A 14819-nucleotide genomic window follows, 5' to 3' on the forward strand; every position below is an offset into this window, starting at 1 on the left:
GGCGGATAGGGTGGGGCGCATGACTTCTGCGACCCCCGCGACCGCCCCCTCCGCGGCCGCGTCCGAGCCGCGTACGGCGTGGGGCTACGGCCTGGCGACCGTCACCGACGACGACACGACCCTCGACGTCTGGTACCCGGCCCCGGCGCTCGGCAGCGCCCCCGCGGACACGACCGTCCCCGCCTCTCTCGACGCGCTCGCCGAGCGCGACGAGCTGCGCGGCGTGGACGTCATCGTGGTCCGGACCGAGATCGACCTCGACGCCGCCCCCGCCGACACCGCCGACGCGTACCTGCGACTCCACCTGCTCTCCCACCGCCTCGTCGCGCCGCATGGCCAGAACCTCGACGGCCTCTTCGGCGTCCTGACGAACGTCGTCTGGACCAACCACGGTCCGTGCGCGGTCGACGGCTTCGAGGAGACGCGCCTCCGCCTGCGCGCGGCCGGCCAGACCGTCACCGTGTACGGCGTGGACAAGTTCCCCCGCATGGTCGACTACGTCGTCCCCGCGGGCGTCCGCGTCGCCGACGCCGATCGGGTGCGCCTCGGGGCCCACCTCGCGCCCGGCACCACCGTCATGCACGAGGGCTTCGTCAACTTCAACGCCGGGACGCTCGGCACCTCGATGGTCGAGGGTCGCATCTCGGCCGGCGTCGTCGTCGGCGACGGCTCCGACGTCGGGGGCGGCGCCTCGATCATGGGCACCCTCTCCGGGGGCGGCCGCGAGGTCATCTCCGTCGGGCAGCGCTCGCTCCTCGGCGCCAACGCGGGCCTGGGCATCCCCCTGGGCGACGACTGCGTCGTCGAGTCCGGCCTGTACGTCACCGCGGGGACCAAGGTGACCGTCGTCGGGCAGACCGGCGCCGACGGTGCGCCGCTCGTCGTCAAGGCGCGCGAGCTCTCCGGCCGCTCCGGCATCCTGTTCCGCCGCAACTCGCTCACCGGCGGTGTCGAGGCCGTGTCCCGCACCGGTGCCGGCGTCGAGCTCAACGCCGCGCTGCACGCCAACTGACCCGCCGACGAGCACGACGGCGCCCCGCATGACCGCGACCCGAGCCCCCCGCTCCCGGGACCTGCCCGACGTCGGTCGCCCGCGCCGCCGGCGCCGCCCGCTCCGCGCCGCGGTCACCCTCCTCACGGTGGCCGCGGTCGGGGTGGGCGGCGTCGTCGTCGCTCTCAACCGGCTCGACGACGAGACGCCCGTCGCCGAGCGGTGCGCGGCCACCGCCGACGGCCGCACCTGGTACCTGTCCGTCACGCAGGCGGACAACGCCGCGCTCGTCGCGGGCACCGCCGTGCGCCGCGGCCTCCCCGCCCGCGCCGCGACCATCGGGCTCGCGACCGCGCTCCAGGAGTCCCGCCTCGTCAACATCGACTACGGCGACCGCGACTCCGTCGGCCTGTTCCAGCAGCGCCCGTCGCAGGGCTGGGGCAGCGTCGAGGAGATCATGGACCCGGTGTACTCGAGCAACGCGTTCTACGACGTGCTCGAGACGGTCGAGGGCTACGAGGCGATGGAGGTCACCGTCGCCGCGCAGACCGTCCAGCGGTCCGGCTTCCCCGACGCGTACGCGCAGCACGAGCCGCGATCCCGCGCCTGGGCCTCCGCGCTCTCCGGCTGGTCCCCCGCGTCGCTCACGTGCGACCTCGCCCCCGTCGCCACGACGGAGGTCCCCACCGACGGCGCCGCGACGCAGCCGTTCCAGGACCGCCTCGCCCGCGACCTCGGCGACGGCGCCCGGGTCGAGCCCTTCGACGGCGGCGACGGGAGCACCCTCCAGGTCGACGCCTCCGGGCTGCCGGCCGCCGGCGAGGACGGCGGCCTCGACCGTGCGGCCTGGGCCGTCGCGCAGTGGGCGGTCGCCACCGCGGACGCGACGAACGTCGTCGCCGTCGAGGTCGGGGACCGCCGCTGGTCCCGCGACGACTCGACGTGGAGCGCGCTCGACCCCGACGAGCTTGCCCCGCTCGACGCGGGCCTCGTCCGCGTCCACGTCGCCGTCCCCGACGAGGACTGACCGGCAGCTACCGGAGACGACGGACGCCGCGTCGCTCACCGAGGGTGAGCGACGCGGCGTCCGGAGGAGCGGGTGTCAGCGGTCGGAGACCGGGACGTAGTCGCGCTCGGTCTCGCCGACGTAGACCTGGCGGGGGCGGCCGATCTTGGTCTGGGGGTCCTTCATCATCTCGCGCCACTGCGCGATCCAGCCGGGCATGCGGCCGAGGGCGAAGAGCGGCGTGAACATCGCGGGCGAGAAGCCCATGGCCTTGTAGATGAGGCCCGTGTAGAAGTCGACGTTCGGGTAGAGCTTGCGCTCGATGAAGTAGTCGTCGTTGAGCGCGATCTCCTCGAGGCCCATCGCGATGTCGAGGAGCTGGTCCTTCTTGCCGAGCGTCGAGAGCACGGCGTCGGCGGACTTCTTCACGATGGCGGCGCGCGGGTCGTAGTTCTTGTAGACCCGGTGCCCGAAGCCCATGAGGCGGACGCCGTCCTCCTTGTTCTTCACCTTCTTCATGAAGGTGTCGACGTCGTACTCGGCGCCCGCGATCTTGTCGAGCATCGTCAGCACTGACTCGTTGGCGCCGCCGTGCAGCGGGCCGGAGAGCGCGTTGACGCCTGCGGCGACGGACGCGTAGAGGTTGGCGTGCGACGAGCCGACGACGCGGACCGTCGAGGTCGAGCAGTTCTGCTCGTGGTCGGCGTGCAGGATGAGCAGCTTGTCGAGCGCGTCGACGACGACCGGGTCCGCCTCGTACTGCTGGTACGGCGTCGCGAACGTCATGCGCAGGAAGTCGTCGACGTACCCGCGGGAGTAGTCGGGGTAGAGCAGCGGCTCACCGACGCGGCGGCGGTGCAGGTAAGAGGTGATGGTGCGCGTCTTCGCGAGGAGCAGGACCGTCGCGAGCTCGACGGTCTCGTCGTCGAACGGGTCGAGCGACTCGGGGTAGAACGTCGACAGCGCGTTGATCGCGGAGGAGAGCACGGCCATCGGGTGGGCGTTGCGCGGGAACGTCCCCATGAAGGTGCGGAAGTCCTCGTGCACCAGCGTGTGCCGGTTCACGCGCTCGACGAACGCCTCGAGCGTCGGGGTGTCGGGGAGCTCGCCGTGGATGAGCAGGTACGCGACCTCGAGGAAGCTCGACTGCTCGGCGAGCTGCTCGATGGGGTACCCGCGGTACCGCAGGATGCCGGCGTCACCGTCGATGTAGGTGATGCTCGACTCGCACGACGCCGTGTTCATGAAGCCCGGGTCCACCGTCACGAGGCCGGTCGACTTGAGCAAGGAGGACACGACGATGCCGTCGTTGCCGTCGGTCGCCGTGACCACGGGCAGGTCCTGCGCCTGGTCGTCGACGAGGAGGCGGACCTTCGCCTGCTGAGTGGTGGTCATGGTTCCCTTCCTGCTGCTGCTCGCGCCGTTGCCGCGCGGTCGACCGTACCCCGCTTCACCCGCACGTGACCAATCCTGAACCGTCACGAGAACACCACGCCTCTGTGAGGCAGGTCACGTCAGAGATCAGGCTCCGGAGAGTCGAGCGGCGGCCTCGTGGACGCGCTCGTCGGACGCGGTGAGCGCGACGCGCACGTGGCCCGAGCCCTCCGGTCCGTAGAACGCTCCGGGCCCGACGAGTATGCCGAGATCGGCGAGGTCGGACACGGTCCGCCAGCAGTCGCCGGCGTGGTCACCGGCCGGCCGCGTCCACAGGTAGAGGCCCGCCTCGGAGTGGTCGACCTGCAGCCCCGCGTCGCCGAGCGCCCCGACGAGCACCTCGCGTCGCCGCGCGTACACGTCGCGCTGCGCGGCGACGTGGGCGTCGTCGGACAGCGCGGCCACCATCGCCGCCTGCACGGGCGCGGGCACGATCATGCCCAGGTGCTTGCGCGTCGCGAGCAGGTCCGCGACGAGCGCGGCGTCGCCCGCGACGAACGCGGCGCGGTAGCCGGCCATGCTCGACTGCTTCGAGAGCGAGTACGTGACGAGCAGCCCCTCGCGGGACCCGCCGGAGACGGCCGGGTCGAGCAGGCTCGGCACGCCGGTCGAGGCGTACGGCTCGGCCCACGCGAGCTCCGCGTAGCACTCGTCGCTCGCGACGACCGCCCCGATCTCACGGGCCGCCGCGACGACGCGCGCGAGGTGGGCGGCGTCGAGCACGCGCCCGGTCGGGTTGCTCGGGGAGTTCACCCAGACGAGCCGGACGTCGGCCCGCCCCGCCCACTCGTCGACGTCGTCGGTCGCGAGCGGCGTCGCGCCCGCGAGGCGCGCGCCGACGTCGTACGTGGGGTACGCGGTCCGGGGGTGCACGACGACGTCTCCGGGCCCGAGACGCAGGAGCGCGGGCAGGAGCCCGACGAGCTCCTTGCTGCCGACCGTGGGCAGCACCGCGTCCGGGTCGAGTCCGGGCACCCCGCGGCGCCGCGCGAACCAGGCGGCGACCGCCTCGCGCAGCGCCGGGGTGCCGTGCGTCGTCGGGTAGCCGTGCGCGTCCGAGGCGGCGGCGAGCGCGTCGCGCACGACCGCCGGCGTCGGGTCGACGGGCGTCCCGACGGAGAGGTCCACGACGCCGCGCGGGTGCGCGCGGGCGCGCTCCGCGTACGGGGTCAGGGTGTCCCAGGGATAGGCGAGACCAGAGAGGTCGGCGAGTCCCACGAGCGCCGGCGCCGGGTGCTCAGGCCTGCGGCGGCAGAGCGGCGATCATCGGGTCGTCCTTCTCGATGAGACCCATCTTCGCGGCGCCGCCGGGCGAGCCGAGGTCGTCGAAGAACTCGACGTTGGCGCGGTAGTAGTCGCTCCACTCCGTCGGCACGTCGTCCTCGTAGTAGATCGCCTCGACCGGGCAGACCGGCTCGCAGGCGCCGCAGTCCACGCACTCGTCGGGGTGGATGTACAGCGACCGCTTGCCCTCGTAGATGCAGTCGACAGGACACTCCTCGATGCACGCCTTGTCCTTGACGTCCACGCACGGCTGAGCGATCACGTAAGTCACGACCGAGTACCTTTCTGGATTCGTCCGGACCCCGACCCGGCGAGGGGCGAGGTCACGACAGGGAGACGCAGGACTAGTATCGCTCAGGTCGGGCCGTGCCCGACCCTCCCTGACCAGCCCGTGGACGAACGTCACAGACCCGAGGAGCGCTGCCGTGCCCGACGCGCCCTGGACGACGTGGACCCCGGGCACGCGGGTGGTGGTGCGCCGTCGCCTCACGCCCGACGAGGCCGCCGCGGCGGGCAAGCCGCTCACGGACGTGATCGGCGTGGTCGTCCGGACCACCGCCACGGAGCTGGTCCTGCGCGAGGACGCGGGCGGGAGCGTCGCCCCGCCGCACCGTGGCCACGGAGCGCACGACGACGTCCCGCCCCTCGTGCAGGTCCCGCTCGACGCGATCGTCGCGGGCAAGCCGGTGCCGCCGCGCCCCCCGCGACGCCCGGCCTCCCCGCGGTAACGCCGCCGTCAGGCGACGACGACCGCGTCGTCCGCGACGTCCACGACGACCGCGCCCCGGGCACCGGCGTCGCTCAGCGCCGTGCGCCAGTCCCCCGCCGCGTCGAGATCGACCCGCCGCGGCTCCCCGCTGCCCGGCGCGCGAACCGGACCGCGGACCGGCTCGGGCCGGTCGAAGAACTCCCCCACCGGCGCGTTCGACTCGAGCGCCGCGACGAGCTGCTCGAGGTCGCGCACGACCACGCGCAGGGCGGACGCCACCCAGGCGGCGTTGTCGGTGACCATCGCCTCGGTGCGCCGCGGGTCGGTGCGTCCCACCCGCGTCGCGTCCCGGAAGCTGCCCGCGGCGAGCCCGCGCGCGACGTCCCGCACGGGTGCGTCCGCGACGACGCCCAGGAGCTCGGTGGCGAGCACGTGCGGGACGTGGCTGACGAGCGCCGTCGACTCGTCGTGGACGTCGTCGGTGAGGACGTGCACCGTCCCGCCGAGCGGTCCGGTCACGAGCCGCAGCACCGTGACGAACGCCTCGCGGCGCGTCGTCCCGTCGACCGTGACGGCCCAGCGTGCGCCGTCGAGCATCCGCGGGTCGGACGCCTCGAACCCCGAGTGCTCGGTGCCGGCCATGGGGTGCGCCCCGACGTAGCGCGCGTCGAGGCCGGCCGAGCGGACGGCGTCGCGCACCGCGCCCTTGACGCTCCCGACGTCCGTGACGACGGTCGCGCCGCGCACGTGCCGCGCGACCTCGGCCGCGACCGCCCGCATGGCCCGCAGCGGGACCGCGAGCACGAGGACGTCGGGCTCCGCCGCGCACACGTCGGCCACGTCGCCGACGACCCGGAGGCCCGCGGCGCGGGCCGCGGCGCGCGTGGTGGCCGTCGCGTCGTAGGCGGTCACGTCGACGCCCTGCTCGTGCAGGAGGCGCGCGACCGAGCCGCCGACCAGCCCGAGCCCGACGACCCCGACCCGCAGCGCGGCGGTCTCGTCCGGGCGCTCGACGTCGGCCGTCACCACAGCAGCCCCGCCGCGAGCGCGGACGGATCTGCCGAGGAGTCGACGCTGCCCACCGGGACGTGCGCGACGTCGACGTCGGCGTGCACCGACTCGTCCAGCTCGCCGCGCGCGGGCACGACCCCGAGGGTCTTGAGCGAGTCGCCCGCGCGGACCAGGTCGTCGAGCACGGCCCGGACCGGCGCGTCCCACGGCGCGCCGTCCACCGTCAGGACGAACACGTACGTGCCGGCCACCGCCTTGAGCGGGCGCGTGATGAGGCTCGACAGGTTGACGCCGCGCTCGCCGAAGGACCGCGTGATCCGGGCGAGCACGCCCGGCCCCGTGACGACCGGGGTCACCGCGAGCATGGTGCGCCACGGACCGTCGCCGCGCGTGCGCGCGGCCTCCAGCGTCGCCGACGCCTCCGCCCGCGGCGCGAGCACGAGGAAGCGCGTGCGGGCACCCGCGAAGTCCTCGACCGCGCGCTCGAACGTCTCCAGCCCGTACAGCTCGCCGCAGATCGTCGGCCCGAGCGCGACCTGGTGCGGCCCCGCGTCCCGGCACGCCGCCGCGTTCGACGACGCGGCGCGCGGGGCGAGGCCCGTCCGGCGGACGAACTCCTGGCACTGCGCGAGGCCGTGCGGGTGGGCCGTGACCTCGGTCAGCTCGCCGTGGCCGGGACGCACGAACGCGTCGAACGAGATGTCGAGCACGAGCTCGTCGACCGCGACGACCGTCGCGCTCCCGACGATCGCGTCGAGCGACGGCACCACGTAGCCCTCGACCGTGTTCTCGATCGCCACGACCCCGCGCGCGAGGTCTCCCGCGGCGACCCCGGCGAACACGTCCGCCACCGTCGTGCGCGCCGCGAGACGGGCCGACCGGAACGCCTGGCCCTCCCCGCGGTCGGCGCACCAACCGGCGGCCGCCTGGTGCGTGAACGACCCCTCCGGGCCGAGGTAGCCGACGACGCTCACGCGCGCACGGGGTCCGGCGCCGACGCCCAGCGCGGCGCGAGCGCGTCCGGACCGGGCACGAACTCCTGCCCGGGCAGGACGGCGAGCAGCCGGTGCGCGACGCCGCGCTCCGCGAAGCCCGCGACGAGGCCGTCCAGCGTCGCGGCGTCCGGGCAGGAGAACGCGCAGAAGAAGATGTGCGTCCCGGTCTGCGAGCGGTGGCTGCGCAGGTGCTGGAGATCGATGCCGGCCTGGGCGACGAGCCCGAGCGTCTGCTGCAGCGAGCCGCGGTGGTCGTCCCGGGGCCCGAACGCGAGCCAGACCTGCGCGACGCCGTCGGCCCGCGGCACCACGTCCCGGCTCTCCAGGAGGCCGTACCAGACGGGCGCGCCGTCCCCGAGGACCTCGCTCCCGGCGAGCTCCGTGTACCCGAGCGCGGCGAGGGGGCCTGCGGCCACGGAGCGCTCCACGACGAGGCTGCCGTCCGGGCCGGCGAGCGCGACGCGCTCCTCCAGGCTCGTCCGCGTCGGGACGAGGGACGGGCTCACCCCCATCGTGCGCAGCACGTGGCGGCGGTCGCGCATGCCCGCCTCGTCCACGACGACGTGCCCCGTCAGGTCCCGGGCGGCGGCCGACCGCCCGACCCAGACCCACTGCGCCGGCACGGCCGACGCACCCGTGAGCACGAGCGAGGGCGGCGCCGCGAGCAGCGCCCGCTCGAGCTCGTGCGACGGCTGCGCGGGGTGCCCCAGGTGCACGACGGCGGACAGCCCGTCGATGCTCGCGACGGTCGACAGCGTCGCCGTCGTCGACCCGAGGTCGAGCAGCGCGTCCGCCTCGGCGGGGTCGCCGGCGACCCAGCCTGCCGCCGTGGCGGCGAGCAGCGCCTGCGCGCCCGACTCCCGTTCGCTGCGTCCGAGCATGGGACCTCCGTGTGTGTGGTGGACCGGGTCGTCTACTCGCAGACGACCGCGTTGTCCGGCTTGTACGTCCACCGGTAGGACTCGTCCTTGACGAGCTCCCCCTCGTGGTAGACCTTGCGGTAGTTCGTGATGGAGAAACCCGGGCTGCCCGCGGGCGTCGGGGCGCAGTCGGCGCCCGAGTGCGTGACCGTCGTGGGCTGGACGACGTTCGACTTGCCGCTCGACGACGTCTCCACGTCGTAGTACTTGGTGCTCCAGATCGCGACGTGCAGCTCGCCGCCGCCGACCCAGGACTGCATGAGGACGCCGTACGGGGTGTCGTTCTTGAACTTCATGTCGATCGAGCCCACGAAGATCGTCGCCTCGCGCCCCGCGGGGTACCGGTCGAACCAGTAGCTGTGCGGCCGGTGCTCGACGTCCTCGAGCCCCGCGAAGAAGCCCGCGTTGTACGTGGTCGTCGCCATCTGGGACAGGCCGCCGCCGACGCCCTCGGTGTGCCGCCCGCTCTCGACGATGCCCGCGGCGAAGTAGCCGCCCTCGAGCGTGATCGGCGACAGCGTGTCGACGAGCGAGAACGTCTCGCCGGGCTTGACGAGCGTCCCTGTCACCTTCTCGGCGCCGCGGCGCAGGTTCGCGGTGCGGACCGGGACGTTGGGCACGGGGGTCGAGAACTCCGAGACCTTCTCCGTGATCCCGAGAGCCTCGAGCGCGGCCACCGACTGCGCCGGGTCGGACTCCACGAGCTCGACGGTCGCGGTCCGCTCGTCGCCCGAGGCCGCCGTCGTGACGGCCGTCGCGATCGCCGCGGGGTCGATGGTCGTGCCCGGCTCCCCGCCCTCGATGACGGGGGCGCCGTCCTGGAAGACGAAGTGGGCGTCGTCCGCGGCGGTGAGCAGGTCGTTCGTCCGGTCGACGACCGACTGGACGAGCATCGCCCCGTCGAAGGTCAGGGTGAGCACGCCGTCGGCCGCCTGGAAGGAGGCGGCAGCCGCGAGAGCCTCCGGCGGCAGCTCGGGGTTCTGGCCGCCGACGGACACGACGACGGGCGCGGACACGACCTTCTGCGCCTGCGCGAGCGCGGCGTCGGTCTCCTCCTGCGTGATCGCGGGCTCCACGGGCTCGGTCGGCAGCGCGACCGGGCCGTCCGTGACGAGCCAGCTCCCGGTGACGGCCGCCGGGACCTCGTCGGTCACGAGGGCCGAGCCGTCGGCCGCCGGCGTGCTCGTCGGCGCGCCGTCCACGAACTGCACCGTGCCGTCGACCGGCTCGATCTCGAGGCTCCCCCGCAGCGCCTCGACCTGGGCGTCGAGCGCGGCGTCGTCGATCGAGAGCACCGGCGCCTCGTCCTGGCCGCCGAAGAGGTGCTGCCACAGCCGGGCCGGGCTCATCGAGAAGGCGGTGAGCTCCTCGGCGGTGGCCGCGGCGTCGAACGTCAGCCCGGCGGCCGCCGGGTCGAGGGTCGTGCTCGCCTCGCCCGCCGTGAGCGTGACCGGCTCGGCCGCACGCGGTCCGAGCTCGGCCTCGAGCGTGTCCTGCGCCGCCGTCCGGGTCTGACCCCCGACGTCCACGCCGGCGACGCTCGTCCCGCTCGGGACCTTGTCCGAGAAGAACCACTGCGCACCGGTGTAGATGCCGCCGAGGACGAGCACGCCGACGCCGGTCCACAGCAGCCCGCGCACCCAGCCGCGCCGCGGCGCCTCCTCCTCGAAGCCCTCGAAGGGCGAGGTCTCCCGCGACTCGTCGGGCGGGACGGGGCTGAAGGCGCCGGCCAGGCCCGCCGCCGGCGCGACCCCGGGGGTCGCCGCCGGTGCCGCCGCCTCCGTCGCGGCCGGAGGAGCCGGCCGGACGGACGTGCGGACGACCGGGGCCGGCCGCGACCACGGGTCGACGGGCGGGATCACCTGCGTGGCGTCCGACGCCGACGTCGGCTCCGCAGCACCGGGCGACGCGACGGGCGAGGCGGGTGCCTGCGGCGACACCACGGGCACCACGGCCGTCTGGTCGGCGTCGGGCTCCTCCGCCGCGGGCACCGCCGCGGCTCGGGCCCCGGCTTTCGGTGCCGCGGCGGACGGGTCGACCGGATCGACGGACGGGTCGCCCGTCACCGCGGCGGGCTGCGCCTCGGAGCCGGGCGAGGGGACGAGCACGGCCGGGACGCTGGGGTCGAACGCGAACACGCGCGGGACGTACGGCTCGTCCTCGTCGTCGCCGCCCTGCGCGGACGCCTCGCCCTCGGGCGCGGTCGGCGCCTCCGGCGCCGATGCAGACGCGGCAGCATCGCCCCGTGACTCGACCGTCGCGGCGGCGTCGGTCGTCGCGCTCACCTCGACGCTGCCGACCCCGACCGGGTCGTCCTCGGGGCCCGAGGCCACCGCAGAGACGTCCGCGCCCGCCGTCGGCGTCGCGGCCGCCGGTCGCTCCGCGGCCTCGGGCTCGACCGGCGCGGCGGGCTCGACCGGCGCAGCGTCCTCCGTCCCGGCCTCGGCCGGTCCGACGGGCTCGGCCGGCTCCACGGGATCCGCCACCGCCTCGCCGGCGACGTCCCCGGGGGTCTCGTTCGTCACGACGTCCGGCTCCTCGACCTGGTCGGTGGGGGCCTCCACCGCCGGGGCCTCCACGGCAGCCGTCGCCGGCTCCGCGAGGTCCTCGACCTGACCGGCCGGTGCCGCGGGCTCCGCAGGCGCGTCGTCCCGCTCCGCCGCCGCAGGCACCTCGTCCTGCTCGGCAGGCGCCGTCTCCTCGGCCGTCCCGTCGCCGCGGACCGCGTCGCCCTCGCGCTCCGCGGTGTCGTCGACCGTCGCGGGCGCGTCGTCACCGGCGTCGTCGACGGGCGCGGCCGCCTCACCGGGCGCGGCGGGCTCGGGCACCTGACCGGGCGCAGCGTCCTGCGGGGAGTCGAGTTCGGCGTCTCGGTCGGTCGGCTGACCCATCCACTGTCTCCGTGACGAAAGGCGCGCGGTCGAGCGCGCGACGACGAGGGGTGTGCGGGGACCCGCACGGCGAATTCTAGCGGGACGCGAGGGGATCCTCGGGTCCGTCGTGCCTGGTGGGACGCCCGTGGAGCGCCGGGCGGACGGGGCGGTCGCTGAACCACGAGCGCGGCAGGAAGGCGACCGCCGCGACCACGAGGAGACCCCCGTAGATCCACACGTACCCGACGGGCTCGCTCGGCACGAGGACGTCGCCGCCAGGCCCTTCGAGCGAGAGGAGCTGGACCACGACGACCCATCCGATGCCGTAGCCCAGCAGGCCGGCCATGCCGCCCCACGCGCGCGCGAGGGTGCCCGCCGCGAAGACCGTCAGCAGCGCGAGCACGATGCCCAGCCCGACGCCTCCGGGGAGGTCCACGCCGAGCAGGTGCGCCCGGTGCGCGACGGTGCCGACGAGCCCGACGAGCACGCCGACGAGCGCGCACGCCACCCCGCGGCCGATGTGCCGCCCCATACCGGTCTCCACGGGCCCCAGGTTAACGCGTGGGCCCGCGCCGGACCGGGTCGCCCGGGAGAGCGCCGCCGGAGGGAGCGTAGAACTCGTGTGAAGGGACGGGCGCCAGCACGTCGTTGCTGAGGGCGTACCAGCCCAGGAGGCCCGTGGGCTCCTCCCCCGCGGTGGACCCCGCGGTCGCGGCGGCGGTCACGTGCTGCACCTGCGTCGCGTGCGCGCGCATCGCCGCGAGGAGCTCGTCGAGGACGGGCGCCACGGGGACGCCCACGAGCGGGGGCAGCGAGGCGTCGGGGCGCGCGACGGGCGGCAGGTCCTCGTCCGGGTCGGGCAGGGTGAGGCCCTGGTCCGCGGCGAGGAGCGCGCGGACCGCGGGGTGGGCGGCGAGCGCCCGCCGCGCCGCGCGCACCGTGCTCTCGGGGGCGACGGCGAGCCAGAGCGCCGGTGCGGGCTCCCCGTCGGCATCGAGCAGCTCGAGCGCCCGGACCGTCACGTCGTGCGCGCGCACGTGGTCGGGATGCCCGTAGCCGCCGCCGGGCTCGTACGTCGCGACGACCGCGGGGCGGCGGTCGCGCACGACGGCGGCCAGCCGGGCGGCCGCCTCGTCGACCGGGACGCCGACGAACGCGCGGGGCGGGAGCCGATCCGTGGCGACCGAGCTCGCGACCCCCGGCGCGACCCACGCCATGCCGGAGTCCTCGTACCGGGGGTGCGCCCCGTCGTCGGGCACCGCGCCCGACGCGGGCAGCGCGACCGTGTCGAGGAAGACGTGGTCCACCACGCCGAGGGCGGCGAGCGCGCGGGCGAGCTCGCGCTCGCGGTGCGCGGCGAGGGCGGGGCCGTCGCCCTCGAGGTGCCCGACGCCGGTCGGGTGCGCCGGGGTGTCGATCACCTCGCCCCGCTCGCCGCGCGTGCACGTCACCACGGTGACGCGCTGCCCGGCCCGGGCCCACGTCGCGAGGAGCGCACCCGTGGCGAGCGTCTCGTCGTCGGGGTGGGCGTGCACGGCCAGCAGGCCGCCGTCGGGCACGACGGCGGCCTGCTGCACCGGCGGAACGGTCACCCGCGCGACGACGTCAGGCGCGCTTGGCGCGGGACGTGGCGCGGGCGCGCTCGGTCTGGTCGAGGATCACCTTGCGGATGCGCACGACCTCGGGCGTGACCTCGACGCACTCGTCCTCGCGCGCGAACTCGAGCGACTCCTCGAGCGTGAGGTGGCGCGGCGGGACGAGGTTCTCGAAGTTGTCGGCCGTCGACGACCGCATGTTCGTGAGCTTCTTCTCCTTGGTGATGTTCACGTCCATGTCCTCGTTGCGCGAGTTCTCGCCGACGATCATGCCCTCGTAGACCTCCTGCGTGGGGTCGACGAAGAACGAGCCGCGCTCCTGGAGGTTGATCATGGCGAACGGCGTCACCTTGCCGGCGCGGTCGGCCACGAGCGAGCCCGTCGTGCGGGTCTCGATGTGCCCGGCCCACGGCTCGTAGCCCTCGGAGATCGAGGCCGCGATGCCCGTACCCCGCGTCTCCGTGAGGAAGCGCGTGCGGAAACCGATGAGCCCGCGCGCCGGGACCATGAACTCCATGCGGATCCAGCCGGTGCCGTGGTTGGACATGGTCTCCATGCGGCCCTTGCGCTGCGCGAGGAGCTGGGTGACGTTGCCGAGGTACTCCTCGGGGACGTCGATCGTCATGCGCTCCATCGGCTCGTGCGTCTTGCCGTCGATCGTGCGCGTGACGACCTGCGGCTTGCCGACCGTGAGCTCGAAGCCCTCGCGGCGCATCTGCTCGACCAGGATCGCCAGCGCGAGCTCGCCGCGGCCCTGGACCTCCCACGCGTCGGGGCGCTCGGTCGGCAGGACGCGCAGCGACACGTTGCCGACGAGCTCGGAGTCGAGGCGGTCCTTGACCTGGCGCGCCGTGACCTTGTGGCCCTTGCCGCCCTTGCCCGCCAGCGGCGAGGTGTTGATCCCGATGGTCATGGAGATCGCCGGGTCGTCGACCGTGATGAGCGGCAGCGGGCGCGGGTCCTCGGGGTCGGTCAGCGTCTCGCCGATCGTGATGTCCGCGATGCCCGCGACGGCGACGATGTCGCCCGGGGCGGCCGACTCCGTGGGGACGCGCTCGAGCGCCTTCGTCTCGAGGAGCTCGGTGATCTTCACGTTCTGGAGCGTGCCGTCGTGGCGGGCCCACGCGACGACCTGGCCCTTGCGCAGCGTCCCGTTGAAGACGCGCAGGAGCGCGAGCCGACCGAGGAACGGCGACGCGTCGAGGTTGGTGACGTGCGCCTGCAGCGGTGCGCCCTCCTCGTACGTCGGGGCGGGGATCTTCTCGAGGATCGTCGAGAACAGGGGCTCGAGGTCCTCGTTCGCCGGGAGCTGCCCGTCCAGCGGCTGGTCGAGCGACGCGCGCGCCGCCTTGGCCGACGCGTAGACCACCGGGACGTCGAGGATCGCGTCGAGGTCGAGGTCGGGGACCTCGTCGGCGAGGTCGGACGCGAGCCCGAGGAGCAGGTCGGTCGCCTCGGCGACGACCTCGGTGATGCGCGAGTCCGGACGGTCGACCTTGTTGACCACGATGATCACGGGGAGCTTCGCGGCGAGCGCCTTGCGCAGCACGAACCGGGTCTGCGGGAGCGGGCCCTCGCTCGCGTCGACGAGCAGGACGACGCCGTCGACCATCGACAGGCCGCGCTCGACCTCGCCGCCGAAGTCGGCGTGGCCCGGGGTGTCGATGACGTTGATCGTGATGCCGTCGGGCTCGCCCACCGCGGCGGCGGCCGGGCCGGCGTAGCGGACCGCGGTGTTCTTCGCGAGGATGGTGATGCCCTTCTCGCGCTCGAGGTCACCGGAGTCCATGACGCGCTCGTCCACGTGCTGGTGCGCGGAGAAGGCGCCGGACTGGCGCAGCATCGCGTCGACGAGCGTGGTCTTGCCGTGGTCGACGTGGGCGACGATCGCCACGTTGCGCAGGTCGGAGCGCACAGACATCTACGGTTCTCATTTCGTGGGGTTCGAGGGGCGACGACGGCCGGCCACCTCTGCGCGCACGGCGCGGGAGCAGCCCGCCG

At 74.6% G+C, this 14819-nt stretch carries 13 protein-coding genes; 3 read left to right on the plus strand and 10 right to left on the minus strand.

Annotated elements, in window-relative coordinates:
- Nucleotides 1-19: 19 nt before the first annotated feature.
- Both dapD and ACZ402_RS08705 read left to right on the plus strand, forming a co-directional pair.
- Nucleotides 20-1012 carry a 2,3,4,5-tetrahydropyridine-2,6-dicarboxylate N-succinyltransferase gene (dapD, locus tag ACZ402_RS08700; RefSeq protein ID WP_375822971.1) on the plus strand — a complete coding sequence of 331 codons (993 nt, stop codon included), beginning with the start codon at nt 20-22 and terminating at the stop codon, nt 1010-1012.
- Nucleotides 1013-1040: 28 nt separating this feature from the next.
- Nucleotides 1041-2018, plus strand: a complete 978-nt coding sequence (locus tag ACZ402_RS08705) for a hypothetical protein (RefSeq protein ID WP_375822972.1) — start codon at nt 1041-1043, stop codon at nt 2016-2018.
- Nucleotides 2019-2093: 75 nt separating this feature from the next.
- Here ACZ402_RS08705 and ACZ402_RS08710 read toward each other — a convergent pair whose 3' ends face one another.
- The 3 genes from ACZ402_RS08710 to fdxA form a co-directional block, all read right to left on the minus strand.
- The gene (locus ACZ402_RS08710) at nt 2094-3392 is read right to left on the minus strand and encodes a citrate synthase (RefSeq protein WP_375822973.1); all 1299 of its coding nucleotides are present in this window, start codon (nt 3390-3392) and stop codon (nt 2094-2096) included.
- 126 nt (nt 3393-3518) lie between these two features.
- Nucleotides 3519-4649, minus strand: coding sequence for a succinyldiaminopimelate transaminase (dapC, locus tag ACZ402_RS08715; protein ID WP_375822974.1), 1131 nt, complete (start codon nt 4647-4649; stop codon nt 3519-3521).
- A gap of 19 nt (nt 4650-4668) precedes the next feature.
- A complete protein-coding gene (gene fdxA / locus ACZ402_RS08720) occupies nt 4669-4986 on the minus strand; it encodes a ferredoxin (protein WP_024841122.1) in 318 nt (105 codons plus the stop codon).
- A gap of 154 nt (nt 4987-5140) precedes the next feature.
- On the opposite strand from fdxA, the gene ACZ402_RS08725 reads away from it, so the two are divergent.
- Entirely contained in the window at nt 5141-5443 is a 303-nt protein-coding gene (locus tag ACZ402_RS08725; protein ID WP_375822975.1) for a putative acetyltransferase, read from the plus strand.
- An 8-nt stretch (nt 5444-5451) separates the two neighbouring features.
- On the opposite strand, the gene ACZ402_RS08730 is transcribed toward ACZ402_RS08725, so the two are convergent.
- From ACZ402_RS08730 to typA, 7 genes are all read right to left on the minus strand, one after another.
- Entirely contained in the window at nt 5452-6450 is a 999-nt protein-coding gene (locus ACZ402_RS08730; RefSeq protein ID WP_375822976.1) for a prephenate dehydrogenase, read from the minus strand.
- Nucleotides 6447-7409 carry a prephenate dehydratase gene (locus tag ACZ402_RS08735; RefSeq protein WP_375822977.1) on the minus strand — a complete coding sequence of 321 codons (963 nt, stop codon included), beginning with the start codon at nt 7407-7409 and terminating at the stop codon, nt 6447-6449. Before ACZ402_RS08735 ends, ACZ402_RS08730 begins: the two co-directional genes overlap by 4 nt.
- Nucleotides 7406-8311 (minus strand): hypothetical protein, encoded by a 906-nt coding sequence (locus tag ACZ402_RS08740; RefSeq protein WP_375822978.1) that lies wholly within the window; start codon nt 8309-8311, stop codon nt 7406-7408. Before ACZ402_RS08740 ends, ACZ402_RS08735 begins: the two co-directional genes overlap by 4 nt.
- A 32-nt stretch (nt 8312-8343) precedes the next feature.
- Complete coding sequence (locus ACZ402_RS08745; RefSeq protein WP_465285851.1) at nt 8344-11241, minus strand: VanW family protein; 2898 nt, start codon at nt 11239-11241, stop codon at nt 8344-8346.
- A 76-nt stretch (nt 11242-11317) separates the two neighbouring features.
- Nucleotides 11318-11767 (minus strand): hypothetical protein, encoded by a 450-nt coding sequence (locus ACZ402_RS08750; protein ID WP_375822980.1) that lies wholly within the window; start codon nt 11765-11767, stop codon nt 11318-11320.
- A gap of 10 nt (nt 11768-11777) precedes the next feature.
- A complete protein-coding gene (locus ACZ402_RS08755; RefSeq protein WP_375822981.1) occupies nt 11778-12800 on the minus strand; it encodes a PIG-L family deacetylase in 1023 nt (340 codons plus the stop codon).
- Between the two features lie 28 nt (nt 12801-12828).
- Nucleotides 12829-14739, minus strand: a complete 1911-nt coding sequence (typA, locus tag ACZ402_RS08760) for a translational GTPase TypA (protein WP_375822982.1) — start codon at nt 14737-14739, stop codon at nt 12829-12831.
- Nucleotides 14740-14819 lie beyond the last annotated feature (80 nt).

The sequence above is a fragment of the Cellulosimicrobium sp. NPDC030954 genome (assembly GCF_055571305.1).

Bases quoted from the DNA above. Each gene is read 5' to 3' on its own strand.
- dapD (WP_375822971.1), top strand. From the start codon at position 20: ATGACTTCTGCGACCCCCGCGACCGCCCCCTCCGCGGCCGCGTCCGAG.
- ACZ402_RS08705 (WP_375822972.1), top strand. From the start codon at position 1,041: ATGACCGCGACCCGAGCCCCCCGCTCCCGGGACCTGCCCGACGTCGGT.
- ACZ402_RS08710 (WP_375822973.1), bottom strand. From the start codon at position 3,392: ATGACCACCACTCAGCAGGCGAAGGTCCGCCTCCTCGTCGACGACCAG.
- ACZ402_RS08740 (WP_375822978.1), bottom strand. From the start codon at position 8,311: ATGCTCGGACGCAGCGAACGGGAGTCGGGCGCGCAGGCGCTGCTCGCC.
- ACZ402_RS08745 (WP_465285851.1), bottom strand. From the start codon at position 11,241: ATGGGTCAGCCGACCGACCGAGACGCCGAACTCGACTCCCCGCAGGAC.
- typA (WP_375822982.1), bottom strand. From the start codon at position 14,739: ATGTCTGTGCGCTCCGACCTGCGCAACGTGGCGATCGTCGCCCACGTC.